The 15,149-nt window shown below is 37.4% G+C and carries 18 protein-coding genes and 5 pseudogenes; 7 read left to right on the top strand and 16 right to left on the bottom strand.

The annotated features are described in order from the left end of the window. The 12 genes and pseudogenes from RBB45_RS26095 to RBB45_RS26040 form a co-directional block, all read right to left on the bottom strand. Positions 1-1,281 (bottom strand): phospholipase D-like domain-containing protein (locus tag RBB45_RS26095; RefSeq protein ID WP_306010626.1); only part of this gene is annotated, 1,281 nt, incomplete at its 3' end. Between the two features lie 352 nt (positions 1,282-1,633). After that, positions 1,634-2,306: pseudogene (locus tag RBB45_RS26090) on the bottom strand (DUF421 domain-containing protein). Between the two features lie 115 nt (positions 2,307-2,421). After that, positions 2,422-3,282 (bottom strand): DUF421 domain-containing protein, encoded by an 861-nt coding sequence (locus RBB45_RS26085; RefSeq protein ID WP_306010625.1) that lies wholly within the window; start codon positions 3,280-3,282, stop codon positions 2,422-2,424. A 29-nt stretch (positions 3,283-3,311) separates the two neighbouring features. After that, positions 3,312-3,518 (bottom strand): DUF1657 domain-containing protein, encoded by a 207-nt coding sequence (locus tag RBB45_RS26080; RefSeq protein ID WP_009336483.1) that lies wholly within the window; start codon positions 3,516-3,518, stop codon positions 3,312-3,314. Positions 3,519-3,529: 11 nt separating this feature from the next. Further along, on the bottom strand, positions 3,530-3,880 hold the full coding sequence (gene spoVAE, locus RBB45_RS26075) for a stage V sporulation protein AE (RefSeq protein ID WP_098797242.1): 351 nt from the start codon (positions 3,878-3,880) through the stop codon (positions 3,530-3,532). After that, on the bottom strand, positions 3,877-4,896 hold the full coding sequence (spoVAD, locus tag RBB45_RS26070; protein WP_306010623.1) for a stage V sporulation protein AD: 1,020 nt from the start codon (positions 4,894-4,896) through the stop codon (positions 3,877-3,879). Before spoVAD ends, spoVAE begins: the two co-directional genes overlap by 4 nt. Continuing rightward, positions 4,896-5,375, bottom strand: coding sequence for a stage V sporulation protein AC (spoVAC, locus tag RBB45_RS26065; RefSeq protein ID WP_009336486.1), 480 nt, complete (start codon positions 5,373-5,375; stop codon positions 4,896-4,898). The genes spoVAD and spoVAC overlap by 1 nt, the downstream gene beginning before the upstream one ends. 17 nt (positions 5,376-5,392) lie before the next feature. Next, positions 5,393-5,845 carry a YhcN/YlaJ family sporulation lipoprotein gene (locus tag RBB45_RS26060; protein WP_318060966.1) on the bottom strand — a complete coding sequence of 151 codons (453 nt, stop codon included), beginning with the start codon at positions 5,843-5,845 and terminating at the stop codon, positions 5,393-5,395. 82 nt (positions 5,846-5,927) lie between these two features. After that, positions 5,928-6,134, bottom strand: coding sequence for a DUF1657 domain-containing protein (locus RBB45_RS26055; RefSeq protein ID WP_009336488.1), 207 nt, complete (start codon positions 6,132-6,134; stop codon positions 5,928-5,930). A 520-nt stretch (positions 6,135-6,654) separates the two neighbouring features. Continuing rightward, positions 6,655-7,410: pseudogene (istB, locus tag RBB45_RS26050) on the bottom strand (IS21-like element helper ATPase IstB). Further along, positions 7,407-8,339, bottom strand: coding sequence for a Mu transposase domain-containing protein (locus tag RBB45_RS26045; RefSeq protein ID WP_306010622.1), 933 nt, complete (start codon positions 8,337-8,339; stop codon positions 7,407-7,409). Before RBB45_RS26045 ends, istB begins: the two are co-directional and overlap by 4 nt. A gap of 21 nt (positions 8,340-8,360) precedes the next feature. Beyond that, entirely contained in the window at positions 8,361-8,945 is a 585-nt protein-coding gene (locus RBB45_RS26040) for a transposase (protein WP_306010621.1), read from the bottom strand. A gap of 258 nt (positions 8,946-9,203) precedes the next feature. Here RBB45_RS26040 and RBB45_RS26035 point away from each other — a divergent pair, with 258 nt between their 5' ends. Continuing rightward, positions 9,204-9,344: a hypothetical protein gene (locus RBB45_RS26035; RefSeq protein WP_176551066.1), complete on the top strand. Its 141-nt coding sequence runs from the start codon at positions 9,204-9,206 to the stop codon at positions 9,342-9,344. Between the two features lie 640 nt (positions 9,345-9,984). On the opposite strand, the pseudogene RBB45_RS26030 reads toward RBB45_RS26035, so the two are convergent. The 3 genes and pseudogenes from RBB45_RS26030 to RBB45_RS26020 form a co-directional block, all read right to left on the bottom strand. Next, positions 9,985-10,146 (bottom strand): annotated as a pseudogene (locus RBB45_RS26030) (tyrosine-type recombinase/integrase); the annotation flags it as partial. Positions 10,147-10,766: 620 nt separating this feature from the next. Next, on the bottom strand, positions 10,767-10,973 hold the full coding sequence (locus RBB45_RS26025; RefSeq protein ID WP_061794396.1) for a DUF1657 domain-containing protein: 207 nt from the start codon (positions 10,971-10,973) through the stop codon (positions 10,767-10,769). Between the two features lie 512 nt (positions 10,974-11,485). Further along, a pseudogene (locus RBB45_RS26020) lies at positions 11,486-11,722 on the bottom strand (gamma-type small acid-soluble spore protein); the annotation flags it as partial. A 354-nt stretch (positions 11,723-12,076) separates the two neighbouring features. Between RBB45_RS26020 and RBB45_RS26015 the strand changes: the two are divergent. The 6 genes and pseudogenes from RBB45_RS26015 to RBB45_RS26410 all read left to right on the top strand — a co-directional run. Beyond that, positions 12,077-12,349, top strand: coding sequence for a hypothetical protein (locus tag RBB45_RS26015; RefSeq protein ID WP_306010627.1), 273 nt, complete (start codon positions 12,077-12,079; stop codon positions 12,347-12,349). A 13-nt stretch (positions 12,350-12,362) separates the two neighbouring features. Further along, positions 12,363-12,710, top strand: a complete 348-nt coding sequence (locus tag RBB45_RS26010; RefSeq protein ID WP_175502156.1) for a spore coat protein — start codon at positions 12,363-12,365, stop codon at positions 12,708-12,710. A 131-nt stretch (positions 12,711-12,841) separates the two neighbouring features. Next, the gene (locus RBB45_RS26005; protein WP_306010619.1) at positions 12,842-13,168 is read left to right on the top strand and encodes a hypothetical protein; all 327 of its coding nucleotides are present in this window, start codon (positions 12,842-12,844) and stop codon (positions 13,166-13,168) included. Positions 13,169-13,287: 119 nt separating this feature from the next. Further along, complete coding sequence (locus RBB45_RS26000) at positions 13,288-13,911, top strand: S8 family serine peptidase (protein WP_306010618.1); 624 nt, start codon at positions 13,288-13,290, stop codon at positions 13,909-13,911. Next, on the top strand, positions 13,809-14,669 hold the full coding sequence (locus RBB45_RS25995) for a S8 family peptidase (RefSeq protein ID WP_306010617.1): 861 nt from the start codon (positions 13,809-13,811) through the stop codon (positions 14,667-14,669). The genes RBB45_RS26000 and RBB45_RS25995 overlap by 103 nt, the downstream gene beginning before the upstream one ends. A gap of 97 nt (positions 14,670-14,766) precedes the next feature. Beyond that, positions 14,767-15,048, top strand: a pseudogene (locus RBB45_RS26410) (PLDc N-terminal domain-containing protein); the annotation flags it as partial. Here RBB45_RS26410 and RBB45_RS25985 read toward each other — a convergent pair. Further along, positions 14,958-15,149 (bottom strand): hypothetical protein (locus tag RBB45_RS25985; RefSeq protein ID WP_306010629.1); only part of this gene is annotated, 192 nt, incomplete at its 5' end. The pseudogene RBB45_RS26410 and the gene RBB45_RS25985 sit on opposite strands and share 91 nt — an antisense overlap.

Here is a 15,149-nt window from a genome sequence, read left to right as displayed (position 1 = left end):
TTCTGCAATCTCCTCATCGATGATCAACACCTTCGCATGTATCATTCCTTTGTCGTACTGGTAGATTTGAACTCCAGCTTCTATAAGTTCTCCGTAATAAGTACGGCTTGCAAGACCCACGATTTTTTGATTATTGTGGCGAGGAACCAGCAATCTTACACGGACACCACGAGTTACTGCTGTCTTTAATGCCATGATAATATCCGTTTCTGGTACAAAATAGGGTGTTGTTAAATCAATAGTCTTGATCGCCTGTGTTATACCTATAAAGTAAGCTTGCCGAATGACTGGGGTAGGAATTCCAGGGTTTCCTTCCAACGTATGGATATACGCTTTATGCAATGTCCTAGTTTTTCCGGATATGTCCATTTCTTTATCATCAAGGGTGCTCAACTCTGATCCCAATTCGGCTGACCATTTGGAATGATCTGCTCTGCCGATTGAATTGATTTTCGTTACCTCTGATTTTGTTTTCAAATTTGTTTTTGATTTTATTCTTTCCGGCACAGCGATTTCCCAATGAACATCAAAAACAGTCTGCAAGTCGCCTGTTGCTTCCCCTATAATTTGCAAATGAGTGTCCCTCCAAAATCCTACGTCTGGCTTTAATCCTGTATATTCATACCCAACGTTCATACCGCCAGTAAAGGATTCCTTTCTGTCAATCGTCACAATCTTACAATGATCCCGATAATTCCAATTGGACAAAATCCAGGGAAATCGCAGAGGAAATATTGTCCTGCATTCTATCCCTGCTTCAACCATCTGCCGGATTTTTTCACGCGGGAATTTATAACTCCCCAAGCTATCTCTCATAAAACGAACCTGCACTCCATTTAATGCTTTTTCGATTAGCAGTTCTGTGATTCGATTACCAATTTGGTCGTTCCGATAGATGAAATATTCCAGATCAATGGTTTCTTGGGCTTTTTGCAGGGATACAAGGAGTTGATCATATTTTGCTATCCCATTGTTAAACACTTGGACTTGGCCCATTCGAAGCCCATTCACAGTGAAATGCCGTAAAGCATTGGCAATTACCGATGCTGAAGCACCGAATGTCTCAGGTAATTTGTTAGATTCATTTTTAGAACAGGTCAATCTTTTTCGATGAATAAACTTAGGGTTTGATATGCTAAGATATAGCCAGAAACCAATGACAGGTAAAAAAAGGACGATTATTATCCAATTCAAAGCCTTGGCAGGCCGACGAACTTCCCAAATTGCTATGAATAAGATAAAGAACGTATTTAACAGGTATAGATAAAAAATCCACTCCAACTGGAATCCCTCCTTCTGTTTCTCTTAATATGTACAAACTATGTAACCAGTATACGTATGGAATATGAAGGGATTGTCTGTTATATATTATGGACTACCTTTATAAGAACTTGTATAAGATATTAAGAACGAAAAAAAGAGAATTAAGGTTGGGAAAGTTCTGACATCAAGAAAGGAGTAATGATCTGGGCACTGTCCTAACTAGAGACTTAGTGATTTTGAAAATTACCATCTGGTAAATTCCTAAATATAGGTATAATTTTTTATAAATTTGGAAAATGAAAGTGGTAAATGCAATAAGGAGTAAATAAGAGAAAACATTAATTTATATTGGGAGGAAATCGTCTTAAAATTAGTCGTTAACATCTTTTTTGTTAATGGTTAATGAATGATCGGTATCTCTAACAGCAGCATAAAAATATCTTTGATTTGAAGATATCCCTTTGCCTTTAGTTCTTCCTTTAACCACTTTTCATTTTTGTTGATTAATTTTAAATTACGCTTTTGCACTTTCCCTTCAATGACAACGGCTATGGGTAATCCGCGGTATTCCACTTTCATATGTAAATCTTTTGGAGTAATAGGAACTAATTCTTTTCTTGGAAAAATGCTAATTTCACCTGTTGCTTCCAAAATCGCATATTCAATATCGTGAATATCCGGATATCCTGATGTTCTTAAATTAGACAACAGCTCAGGTAAAGGATATCTACTTTCCTTTAAATTTCGATAGATAATTTTCCCGTGTTTAATTAGAATAGTCGGTTTTCCGATAATAAAAGGGTTTAACTTATTTAATAAACTTAACTTTGATATAAATAGATGAATTCATGTTATTACAATGATTCCAATAATCCCCTCCATCACTCCGTTACTTTAATAGAACCAAAAGCTAAATAAGATAAAAAAAGAATCGCTCCAAAATCATGAGGGGTAAGTTGGGCTAGAGCTGATTTCCCTAAAATTTTTACTGCTACAATAAACACAATGTAGATAAAAATAACTTTAACTAAAAAAATAGACACTTCTAACACCTCGTAAAAAAATTCACCTTAGTCCGAAATTGGACTAAGGTTTTTAAACTTTTTCCAATTAAAAATGGTATCTTTTTTTCGTCATGTATGAATCTAAGCTAAATCCTTATCCTTTTAAAATAGCGGTCACTTTATCAATGGCTTCTTGTAATTTTTCACTGTTTAACCTATACATTTGTTTGGCCTCTTTTGATTCCGTTCCAAGAGCAAATAGTTCTAAGTCTGCTTGACATTTTTTCAAGGTTGAAAGAATTAAGGGTCTTTCTTGAGGGGGTGCGACTTGTAATTTATCGTCAAACAGATCAATCGTTAACTCTCCGTAAGAATTAACCTGTCCAAGAAATACATTTTCAATCGTTACCCCTAGTTTTTCTAATTCAGTATATAGCCAAGCCCGACCTCGTCCAATCGTGGCTAGTGGTTCATCCATTATTGCACCATCCATAATAATGGTCTGAGGCTCCTTGATTGAAGCAACCTTCAAGTTTATATCCTTTGCTGTTAAAGGTTGATTTTCTTTCTTTAGCATCACAGATAAATCACCTGTTGCCTCTAAAACAGCAAATTCTACATCAGAGACTTGAAAGACATCCTTCCTGCGAAGTAGCTCTAACAGTTCATCTGTCGTATATCTTTCCTTTTTTAAATTATCTTCCATAATCTTCCCATCTTTGATAAATACAGTTGCTTTTCCTTCTATAAAATTGCGAAAACGTTTACTTTTTAATGAAATTAAACCAGTGAAAAAGGGAATAGCCGCAAAAATGACAATTCCAATAATTCCGTGAAAAATGTTCCGTTCAAGTCCCATAGCTACTTCTGCACCAATATTTCCAATAGACATACCGGTGACATATTCAAAGAAAGATAGTTCTGAAATTTGCTTTTTCCCTAACAATTTTGTAATGAAAAATAAAACAGCAACAAAAAATGCTGAGCGTACAGCTATATCTAACCATTCAGGCACTGCTTACACCCCCTGTAAATATAGTTTTTCTAGAAACCTTTGTACTGAAGTTCCTCTCCTTCTAGTTCTCCTACTCTTTTTTTTAAATCTTTTGTTACTTCGTGTACTACCATCATAGCCTCATGCAAAGTTCGCTTCGATTCATCATCAAGAGTCCGTAATGCTAAACTTGAGAGACTTGCTTCTACCCCTTTTAGACTGGCAAAACACTGTTTAACATCTGATCCTACTGTCATCCTAATTCTCCTTATCCTTTTGGCTTAAAAATTAAAGCTCCTATCATGCCGAAAACAATGGCAGCTGAAATACCAGAACTAGTTACTTCAAACATTCCTGTCAGTACACCAACTAACCCATGTTTTTCTGCTTCCTGCATCGCACCATGAACAAGCGAATTCCCAAAACTTGTAATCGGAACAGTAGCCCCTGCCCCAGCAAAATCAATCAAAGGCTCGTATAGTCCAAATCCATCTAAAAGCGCCCCAATCACTACAAGAGCACTTAAGGTATGACCTGGTGTCAATTTAAATACATCAAACATAATTTGCCCAATGATACAAATTAAACCGCCTACGACAAAAGCCCAAAAATAGATCATGTTAATTGTTCACCTCCGTATTCAATTGACACTGCATGGGCGATACAAGGAATTGTTTCATTTTGCTGAAAGGACAACGGTGAAAGCAAAGCACCTGTAGCCACAACTAACATTCGTTTAAATTCACCTTTTTTCATGCGGTTTAATAAATGCCCATAAACTACCGTTGCTGAACAGCCTGCACCGCTTGCTCCTGCAAGAACGGGTTGTCCTTCCCGATAAATCATAAGGCCACAATCTTGGTATTGTTCTTCACTAATAGGAGTTCCATGCTTTTTAAATAGATCCATGGACACTTCCTGTCCGATTTGGCCAAGGTCACCGGTTACAATTAAATCGTAATAAGATGGCTCAACATTTCGTTCCTTTAAATGGGCTTCAATGGTATCAACCGCAGCTGGCGCCATAGCTCCTCCCATGTTAAATGGATCTGTCAATCCCATATCGATTACACGACCAATTGTGGCAGATGTGACATGAGGTCCTTCCCCAGAATCACTTAATAGGGCTGCACCTGCACCAGTAACCGTCCATTGTGCCGTAGGTGGCTTTTGTCCACCATACTCAGTTGGATACCGAAATTGTTTTTCAACAGCTGTATCATGACTGGAAGCTCCTGTTAACAAATATTTCGCTCCTTTTGTATTTACAATATAAGCACCTAGAGCCAGTCCTTCCATCGAGGTAGAGCAAGCACCGAATAAGCCAAAATAAGGCGCTCCAATCGTTCTGCTAGCGAAACTTGTTGGGGTGATTTGATTGATTAAGTCCCCAGCTAGGATAAATTGAACTTGATCCTTTTGTATGCCCCCTTTTTCCATGGCTTTTTGGCAAGCCTCTTCAAAAAGGATTTTATGTGCTTTCTCATAGGAATCCTGCCCAAGCCATAAATCAGCATGAAGAGTATCGAAATCATCTTGGATAGCACCATTGGCTTCAAATGGTCCACCAACGGTTCCAGTGGAGATAATGACAGGCTTTTGTTCGAAGATCCATGTACGATGACCTGCTAGCATTATAAACCACCCCACTGGATTAAAGTGGTTTTAATTAAGGCAATGACAAAAGCAGAAAAAACACCAAATAAAATAACCGCCCCCGCTAATTTAAACATGTTGCCACCTACGCCCAGTACAAATCCTTCGGTTCGATGCTCAATGGCAGGCGATATAACCGCATTGCCAAAACCTGTTACAGGTACAGCTGTTCCAGCCCCACCAAATTGGGCCATTCGATCATATACGCCAAAACCAGTAAGAAGCATTGTAATAAAAATTAACGTACCCACCGTCGGATTTCCGGCCGTTTGCTCAGTAAAATCGAAATAATAAATGTAAAAGTCTGAAATAAGCTGACCAATCAAACAAATAAGTCCACCGGTTAAAAAGGCCTTAATACAATTTTTAACAACCGGTCTTTTGATCTCTCGTTGTTTTTGCAATTTTTGATATTCCTGTTGCACAGGAGTAAGTTGTTTCTTTTGATTGTTAGACATAACTCGATCCTTCCTCTTTAGGTTTGTTCCTTCATAAGACTTTTCAGTTTGTTCAAATCATTTTTTAAGTTCTTCTTATTCATATCGTTTTTTTTCAGTCTTTGCTCGACCTTTTCAAGCTCCCAGAATATTTTTTTATCAGTCGAAACAAAAACTTTATAGTCGGGATATTTTTTTTCTAAGTCGGATTTTACTGACTTCTCGATACTCTTTAATCGAAATCGATCAAAATTCTCAACTTTAATCGCTGCCATAAGCTCTTTATCAGTATTCACAGCTTTTACGTCTGTAATATCTTCCTTGGCAATTATCTTTTCTTTCGCATGATTGGCAACGGATTGATCAATTGGCTTACTTGTATGTACTTGTGAAATACCAAATTCATTTTGATTACCATTACATCCTGATGCGAAACCAATGACCATTATAATAAAAAGTAGGTTTTTCAATGTGGTTATTTTATCTTTCAAAAAAATCACCTCCATTTTTTTTCATTATTTGAACAGCTGAAAAAAGGTTGGTTAAGAGGCCAACCTTTTTTCGCCTTACTAATTACTGTTGTTTGTATTGAGGTTCTTCTTGTTCGATTTGTTGAACACGTGGTTCAATGCTGTCTACAACGGATTGGGTTTGCTTAGCTGCATCTTGGTAAAGTTGCTTAGCTTGTTGATTATCTGTACCAAGAGCAAATGTTTCAAAACTTGCTTGAGCACTTTTCAATCCTGCTAGAGCTGTTTTAACGTCATTTATTACTGTCATGATAATTTCCTCCTTGAATTTTTTTTACTCTTTTATTTTGCTTTATGGAGAATTTTTTTATTCAATGATTTTTGGGAAATTTAAATCTAAATTATTTTTGACGTATAGCTCCATTTTTTCGATAATAACCCCTTTTCCATATCCCCATCATTTCTTCTATTTCTCGTTGACAGCAATAGCTCTTATAACTTTTCATTTTTTCTTTTCTCTACTTCAATTTCTTTTACACCCCTACCTTTATAAAATAAGATGATTGTATTTCCTGAAAGGACTAATATTTTTCCCATTTTTCGGATATTATCCCAAAGTTTTAAGAGTTTCTCCCTCTTAATCATCCTATTTATGGGTATTTAACATTGAAAATGTAATAACAAAGATAAACGCATGCATTTGTTGAGTATTGCGAAACGAAAAGCCACTTGTGCGGAGTTTTGAGCCACTATTTGCGGATTATGTGGCCAATGAATGCATATTAGAGAGCCGCTGACCTATATTAACCAGCGGCTCTCTTGTTACTTAATTAACGTGTGGCCACTAAACTGTGCCGTTCGCGCATGGACATATTCCCATCAATAAGAATCTTGTAGGAATCATGCACTATCCGGTCCAGTATTGCATCAGCCACTTGTGCCTGCCCAAGCTTGGAATGCCACCCTTCGGGGGCAAACTGTTAACAGAAGATAGTTGACGTTCTCTTCAGTCTCGCTTCCACAATCTCCAAGAGGTGGAGCACCTGGTCTTGAGAAAGCTCCGTCAGAAGCCATTCGTCCAATATCAATAAATCAATCGTTCTGTATTTCTGAATCAACTTTCGAAAACTTCCGTCCGCTTCATATTTCGCGACTGCCAGTTCGTCCAGTAGTTCAGGTAACCGAATATACTTCACTTTGTGGAATTGAGGACAAGCCTGTATGCCGAAGGCGTTAGATAGCCAGGTCTTCCCATTGCCGGATGCGCCCATCAGTATGATGTTGTGGTGCCGTTGGATGTAGTTGCCGGAGGCGAGTTCCAGTATTAGCTGCTTGTCCAGCTTACGGTCAGGGTGATATTCAATTAGTTCTATGGCTGCGGTAGGGTCTTCAAAAGTTGCCTGTTTGATTAGTCGTTCAAGCTTATTGGATTTTCTACGGTCATACTCATGATCAATCAAAAGGTTGAAGCGGTCGTCAAAATCCATGCCATGAAAGTCCTTGTTTTCATTCTGCATTTGATAAAGTTCCGCCATCCCGCTCATCTTCATCTCCGTCAATTTCCTTAATGTCTCTTCGTTGATCATTGGCCATTCCTCCCAAAATATTCAGCGCCTCTTACAAACCCGTAGTCCTCCGTCTGAGTCTCATGAATTCTTTCTTTGTTCTTCTGTTTTTTCTTCTGCCTCTCCAGGATGCTTTTATAAACGGCAACTGTTGGATTCGAGGAAATCTCCAATAGAGTCTTAGCTGCTTCTTCCAGTTCGGCACTTGTTCTTCTAGAAGCAATGTTCCTCAATGTGCTCAGTATATTTAAAGCCATCTTTTCGGCATTCGCATTCATAATATGTTCGACCAGGCACTCCATATTCTGCCCGATGTCTCTTGCCCATTTCCGATTGTTTTCGGGATTGTGGTCGAGATACAGCCTGTGATTATCCGGCATATGGTCCGGATTTGTAGAATAGCGATCATCTGCTTTCTTTTTGCGAGGATGGGATGCAATCCGCACTTCTTTAAAGTACAATTCAATTAAATCCGCTGTCATTCGGACATCGACATTCTCGCGGACGTATTCATAGGGAACGGAATAGAACTTGTAATCCACTTGCACGTGATAGTTCGGCTGCACTTTTGCAGTTGCCCATTCCGTCATCTTGAACCGTGTTGGGGGAAGAGGATGAAGGTGGCTCTTCTCTTCTTCTTCAAACACATTTCGTCTGTTTCCCTCCCTTTTTTGAAAGTCAGTGGTATTTATCTCTTCTAGTTTTTCAAAGATACGGGCGTTCAGATCCTCAAGGTGAAAGCATTGATAGTTTCGCAAGGAGGCTATGATCTGCCTGGAAATGTACCCAACCGTCCCCTCAACACTTGGTTTATCCTTGGGTTTACGTACTCTGCTGGGCACAACGACCGTGCGATAATAATCGGCGAGTTCCCGGTACGCTTCATTAATTAAAGGGTATCCCCGCCGGGCGGTAGTAACACCTGTCTTTAAGTTATCTGGTACAATCACTTCTGTAACACCGCCAAAATATTAGAATGCATGAATATGTGCCTGAAGCCAGGAAGATGACTTCATATCCAGAAAGGCCTCAACGTAGCTTAACTGACTGTATGGCAAAGTGGCGATAAATACATATGCAGGTATAACTTCCCCAGTCACATTATCCGTAATTTTCAGAGTGGAACCTGCCCAGTCAACCTCTAAGATCTCACCCGGCTTCCTCCGGATGGGCATGGTCAGTTTGTGCTTCTTCGCATATTTCCCATACTTTTCAGCGAAGGTACGATATGCATAGGGGACTTTTCCCCCTTCTCTGGAAATGCTTGCATATTCGTGATGCAGGAGAGTGAGTGTGACATTCTTCTTTTGAAGTTCTTTGTGCACCCACTCGAAGTCAACTGGGCAATAGCCCTTTTCAACCGCTTGCTTCTCAGGAAATAGGTAAGTCTCAAGCCATTCATTATTCATGGCCTCCTCTAAATTCTTTATCCCTTTTTGATTGGCACGCTGTAAAACTTCAGCGACCGTGTTTCGTGAGTGACCCGTGCTGGAGCTAATGGTTCTTTGGCTAATGCCGTCCACCCCCATAACCAGAATCTTACGATAATTGATCACAAAAAAATCCTCCTTCTACTTGAGTGTCATGCCTGCAGGCATGCTCCCTAAGTATACTAGAGGAATTTACTGATTGGCCTCGTACTACGCAAACAGTGGCTCTATATTCCGCAATCAATGGCTTTATTCTACGCACAAGTGGCTCATTCGCTTTGCAGTATTCACATTTGTCGCCGTATTAAGGTTTGTCTAATACATAAAAAGGAACTGTTTTGTTATTAAACATCAAATTTTTCATACATTTTAGAAGGTGAAAAAATGACAACAAAACAAAAAAGGAAATCCTTTCAACGTTTAACGTTAAAACCAAAAAAGGACATTGAAGAAATAAAATTTGGGATTAAACTGGGAGAAAAAAAGGAAACCAAAAATCCGAGATTGGGCGAAAGAGATGTATAGCTATATTTGATGGGGATTAATACAGAATTACAGATAGGTGACATTGTCAAATTAAAAGTTGGAGATGTGAAAGGGAAAAATTCTTTTATATTCTGGAAGGCAAGACAACAAAAAACAGAAAGTAAATATTAGTATGCTATCTAATAGAATTGATAAAAAAAATTGGATACATAATTGTTTCAAACTAAAAAGAATCAATATCTCTACATAAGAATACAGGGAAAAAAGTGTTTATAATACTCATTAGAAGGTATGATAAAGAAGGAATTGGCAAACTTTGCACCAAAGATTCACTGTAAGCCAGTTTCTTTTTTGGATAGGTTTTTAAAATCGTGTTTTAATCAAATATTAAATTATGGCTCTTATCACAAAAGGCAAAGGGATATCATCAAATTAAAGATATATTTTACGCTTCTGTTAGAGATACCGACCATTCACTAAACATTAACACATTTGATATTAGCGACTAATCTTAAAACGATTTCCCCTCCCTATATTAATCCTTTTCTAGACTTGATCGGCAAATAGAGAGATTTAACCTGAAAGTCGAGGCGGCTGCACTTGATTCGGGATACCTTACAAATCCTATTTGTAAAGGCTTATCTGAGAATTCATAAAGGTAATCATCAAACAAAACCTAGTTGATTAACTCCCCTCTATCTATTTCAACTGAATTGGTGTCCATTTTTATGATCAAAAATAAAGTCCTCTATAAAGAGCGATAGTGCTTCTACAATTCTCAAACCTTTTTAAATAGCCGTTTAATAAGCAGTCAATCTCGTATGTTAGTTGTTACCTTATAAATCTACACAGCTAACTCGTTTCCTTTGCGTATCCAATGAACTCTTTAATATTGTCAAACCGGGGGTCATCCCGTTTTACGACAATAAGTTCGGAATCTTCATGGTGACTGATATTAAATTAAAAACTGTCCAAATTTTCTTTTTATTTGCAGTAGGATTTATTAACCAGTAAAGATATTTGGAGAGACCATATAACCAAGCGTATATCCATCGGGTTCGCTGTTTGCTAATTCACCCCTACCAATCCAACCTTCACCTTTTTGACACAATACACCCAAGAGAATTAAAAATGAAGGCAAAAAAACCACCCACGATGTTGTGAGGGGTCTCATTGTGTTTATATGTGTTTATAAAGTTTGTTGATGTCAATGAAAAAACGTGTTAAGAATCGCAAAAGAAAGCTTGTATGTACCTGTGAAATACTCAAATCGTTATTATTTTCACCCAACTGATTCTGATTTCCGTTACATCCTGATCCTATTCCGATAACCGTTAATACTAAAAGACCGATCTTTAATTGTTTTATTTTATATATCATGAATAATCACCTCTGTGTTTCATCCATTATTGAGAGAGTAAAAAGGTTGGTTTACTCGACCAACCTTTTTTTGTCTTTTAATTATTGTTGTTTGTATTGAGGTTCTTCTTGTTCGATTTGTTTAACGCGAGGTTCAAGGCTTTTTAGAACGGATTGGGTTTGTTTAGCAGCATCTTGGTAAAGCTGCTTAGCTTGTTCATTTTCCGTACCAAGAGCAAATGTTTCAAAGCTAGCCTGCGCACTTTTCAATCCCGCTACAGCTGTCTTAACATCATTTATTACTGTCATTGAATAACGACTCCTTTAATGTTTTTAATAACCTTTGTTAGAATGATGAAAAATGGTTTTCTTTATAGTTCAAATGTAATCCATATTTTTTATCTAAAAATAATATTATGAAGTAAGGTTTGAAAACTAAATTAATATCCTTTTTCTCTTAATAAATAAAATATCCGTTTAATCCAAACGGTTGCTATATTTGATTCCAAATTCTCTTTAAATCTAATGGTACGAATACTTTATCCCCACGTATCTCCCTATGTATAATGGGATGTGAAAAGCATTGATCTAAACTTAACCCTTCTTCTTTTTTATGCCTAGCTCTTTTGAAGTCTTCGGGTAATCGCATAACAATTGCTCCTTTTTATTTTTTAAAAAAATTTTAGTAAGGGAGCGAGTCTTAACTCCCCTCTAATCTATCTAAGGATGTTTTTATTGGTAACAAATGAATCAACACATAAAAATTTTTGGCGACATAAAGCTTCAGAATTGTACAAACGTGTGATTCAGTTATTTATTTTTTAAGACTGGGCATGTTGGTTTTTTTGTCTTACTTGTTGTGCATTATTTTGGCTTGCGAACTCAGTACCGTATTGACCTTGTGACACTTGCGTACTGCCTTGGGAAGCTTGGTTTCCGTCATGAGCATATTGTGGTTCTTCTTGTTCGATTTGTTGAACGCGTGGTTCAACGCTTTGTAAAACAGATTGGGTTTGTTTAGCAGCATCTTGGTAAAGCTGCTTCGCTTGTTCATTATGTATGTATAAGGACTATCCTGAAACGATTTATATGGACCAAAACCACGAGCAAGGTGTAAGCAATTTAATAAAAATATAAATCAGTATTTTTCCAATCCTATTATACATAAGGAAATTAATGGTGATAAAATATATGTTGCCTTGGACCTAGACAGAATCTGGAATAGGATAAATTAATATTTAGTTTAGCCACAAATACTCCCCACCTGCGTATAGGTGGGGAGTATTTAATGCTATCTAAAGGTGGGGGGTCTTTAAAACTAATCTAAAATACCTGCATATTTTTGACCGCTGTGTGGCAATCTACCAAAGTGATTACAACATTGTTAACAAGGAGGAAACATCATGCAACAAATGCAGACGGGTATGAATAATCAACAAGCACAAGCTTTAATGACACAACCGCCTGAAATAATGTCAACAAAGGATCATCTCTATGTAAACGATATGTTAAGCTGGAATTTACTTGCGATGAAGAAAATGCATTTTTTCGCTCAACAATGTCAAAATCCCGAAGTAAGAGCAGCACTTGAACAAGCTGGACAAATGCATGATCGACACTATCAACAGCTGCTTCAACAGATGCAACAGTATGTAAATCAACCTTCACAACATATGAATCAATAAGGAGGAAACTATAGTGGAAAATAATACTCCAAACAGGATTAAAAATCCTGAAACACCAGTCCCTAAGACGCCGCAAATGAACGATAGAGATTTTCTAAACGATGCCTTAACTACGGAAAAATATATATCTTCCTCATACTCGACTGCATTAAAAGAAGCTAGCCATGAATCGTTGTATCGTACAATAGCGTCTGTTTCCCAAGAAACAGACGACTGTCACCGCAATCTATATAACTTAATGTTTAAAAACGGATGGTACGGTTTGGAAAAAGAAACTCCACAAACTATTCAACAATCGGTGCAGCAATTTTCTAACTACATGCAAAGTCAAGATCCATATAGAGGTAATGTAATACAATAAAAGAACACGTGTTCAAGAAGAATAAACTCAAGGTAAAACAACAATAGTTATACGAGACAAAAGGTTGGTTAGTTGTTAACCAACCTAGAAAATAATTTAGAATTTACAACAATCGAAAGGGCGGCGGTAAGATGAATCTTAAGTGGATGAAACTTTTATCAACGGTTTTTCTTTCAATTTTCTTGTTATTAGGGTGTAATAATGGAGATGACGATAATAATCCACCACCGGAGGATGTAACTCCAGGGACAGAGGAACCAATTGAAGATCCTATCGACGCAACAGATTCAGATACTATTGATCAACATAATGTCACCCCTGATACAGAAGAACCAATTGAAGATCCAATCGACGCAACAGATCCAGATACTATTGATGAACATAATGTCACCCCTGATACAGAAGAATCAATTGAAGATCCTGAAGACGCAACAGATTCAGATACTATTGATGAATAAGTTTATACACCGTTTGTTCTCAAACGGTGTTCTTTATGTATCAAGATTCAAGGATGTTAATAAGAAATTTAATACATATATTGCAACATTTTCTAATAATAAATTTATAGAGGTGTCTCATGACAAAATTACGAAAGTCCTTATTGGTTACTGTTTCCGTACTTATTCTTTTATCCATAGGGTTATTATTCATAGTACCAAATACAAGAAACAAAGAGAATCCCGAAAATAAAACAGTTGCTGTCGAAAACAAATTTAATCCCACTATAACCAATGTCCAAAATGTTAAAAACGAAAAAAATGTTCTTCAAATAAACAGCCTTTCCATGGGTCAAACCATCAAGAATCAATTAAAAAATGATCCTTCCGTTTTTCTAATTAAACACAATGAAAAAACTGAGAGTCATTATATTAAGAAAGAAGTAAACGTTACATTCAAGACTCTTCCCTCAACAAAGGAAATAAAAAGGATAACACAGGAGATAAATGGCACTATCATTAAAAAGCTAAATTCTACGATTGTTTTTCGTTCTAATACGCTTTCGACCAAGGAACTTATTGAATATTTTAACAGACAGGCTATGGTTGAATTTGCTGAACCCAACTTTATCTGCAAAATCAAATTGGACTTCCTAATGATTTGCTATATAGAGAACAATACCAATGGAACTTATCGGCAATTCAAGCAGAAGCAGGCTGGGATATCACCAAAGGGGATGAACATATCATTATTGCTGTTATAGACACTGGCGTTGATCTGGACCATCCTGATTTGAGAAGACGAATTACAAATGGTTATAATGTACTGTTGAATAATAATTTCCCTGATGATGACAACGGGCATGGCACCCATGTAGCAGGAATCATTGCATCGGAAACAAACAACCATGAAGGTGTTGCAGGCATCACTTGGTATAACAAAATAATGCCTATAAAAGCAATGGGTGCCGAAGGGCATGGGACGACCTTTGATATAGCAAAAGGGATTTTTTGGGCAGTGGATCATGGAGCCGATGTCATTAATATGAGTTTAGGCAATTATCAGCATTCTTCCCTTTTAAAAGGGGCAATCGATTATGCATACAGTAAAAATGTTGTCTTGATTGCTGCAGCAGGAAATGAAAATACTATGCAGCCGAGCTATCCAGCTGCTTTTTCTAAGGTTCTAAGTGTCGCCGCCGTAAGTTACACCGGACAACGTGCCCCTTTCTCAAATTATGGAGATTATATCGATGTTGCAGCTCCCGGAGTTCAAATTCCGAGCACCTATTTTAACCAGCAGTATGCAGCTTTATCAGGTACTTCTATGGCTTCGCCTCATGTGGCAGGACTTGCTGGCCTCTTGCTTTCAGTAAACCCTAATTTAACGAACCAAGAAGTAATAGACATTATTAAGAATTCTACTTATGATTTAGGAATCCCTGGAACTGATCACGAATTTGGTAGTGGCTTAATTAATGTAAAGAATGGATTGGAAGATGCCCAAAGCAAAAGGCAATAATCCCTTTTTGAAACCGTTGCTTTTCGTTGTTATAAAACTTCTACATGATGTACATTGTTTGTACATGATAATGGAAAAACTAAGGAGGGAATTTTAGTTGGAGTGGATTTTTTATCTATACCTGTTAAATACGTTCTTTATGTTATTCATAGCAATTTGGGAAGTTCGTCGGCCAGCCAAAGCTTTGAATTGGATAGTAATCGTCCTTGTTTTGCCTGTCATTGGTTTCTTACTATATCTTAGCATATCAAATCCCAAGCTTATTCATCGTAAAAGATTGACCTCTTCTCATAATGAGTCTGATAAGTTACCTGATACATATAGTGATTCAGCATCGATAATCGCCGATGCTTTAAGGTATTTTACTGTAGGCGGGCTTGGCTTCGAGTCGGCAAAGTCCAAGCTGGAGTTCAAATCTACCAGTACGACAAAGGAATGATACATGCGAAGGTGTTGACCATCGATGAGGAGATTGCTGCC

Origin of the sequence: Bacillus sp. MMSF_3328 (assembly GCF_030733525.1) — a bacterium.
GTDB lineage: Bacteria > Bacillota > Bacilli > Bacillales > Cytobacillaceae > Bacillus_AB > Bacillus_AB infantis.
The sequence above is the reverse complement of the archived record's forward strand: the minus strand, read 5'-3'. Positions and strand labels throughout refer to the sequence as shown.

What these genes read in the sequence shown, in the direction of transcription:
- RBB45_RS26080 (WP_009336483.1), bottom strand. Translation starts at nt 3,518, where the DNA reads ATGACAGTAGGATCAGATGTTAAACAGTGTTTTGCCAGTCTAAAAGGG.
- spoVAE (WP_098797242.1), bottom strand. Translation starts at nt 3,880, where the DNA reads ATGATCTATTTTTGGGCTTTTGTCGTAGGCGGTTTAATTTGTATCATT.
- spoVAD (WP_306010623.1), bottom strand. Translation starts at nt 4,896, where the DNA reads ATGCTAGCAGGTCATCGTACATGGATCTTCGAACAAAAGCCTGTCATT.
- spoVAC (WP_009336486.1), bottom strand. Translation starts at nt 5,375, where the DNA reads ATGTCTAACAATCAAAAGAAACAACTTACTCCTGTGCAACAGGAATAT.
- RBB45_RS26055 (WP_009336488.1), bottom strand. Translation starts at nt 6,134, where the DNA reads ATGACAGTAATAAATGACGTTAAAACAGCTCTAGCAGGATTGAAAAGT.
- RBB45_RS26035 (WP_176551066.1), top strand. Translation starts at nt 9,204, where the DNA reads ATGACAACAAAACAAAAAAGGAAATCCTTTCAACGTTTAACGTTAAAA.
- RBB45_RS26025 (WP_061794396.1), bottom strand. Translation starts at nt 10,973, where the DNA reads ATGACAGTAATAAATGATGTTAAGACAGCTGTAGCGGGATTGAAAAGT.
- RBB45_RS26015 (WP_306010627.1), top strand. Translation starts at nt 12,077, where the DNA reads ATGCAGACGGGTATGAATAATCAACAAGCACAAGCTTTAATGACACAA.
- RBB45_RS26005 (WP_306010619.1), top strand. Translation starts at nt 12,842, where the DNA reads ATGAATCTTAAGTGGATGAAACTTTTATCAACGGTTTTTCTTTCAATT.
- RBB45_RS26000 (WP_306010618.1), top strand. Translation starts at nt 13,288, where the DNA reads ATGACAAAATTACGAAAGTCCTTATTGGTTACTGTTTCCGTACTTATT.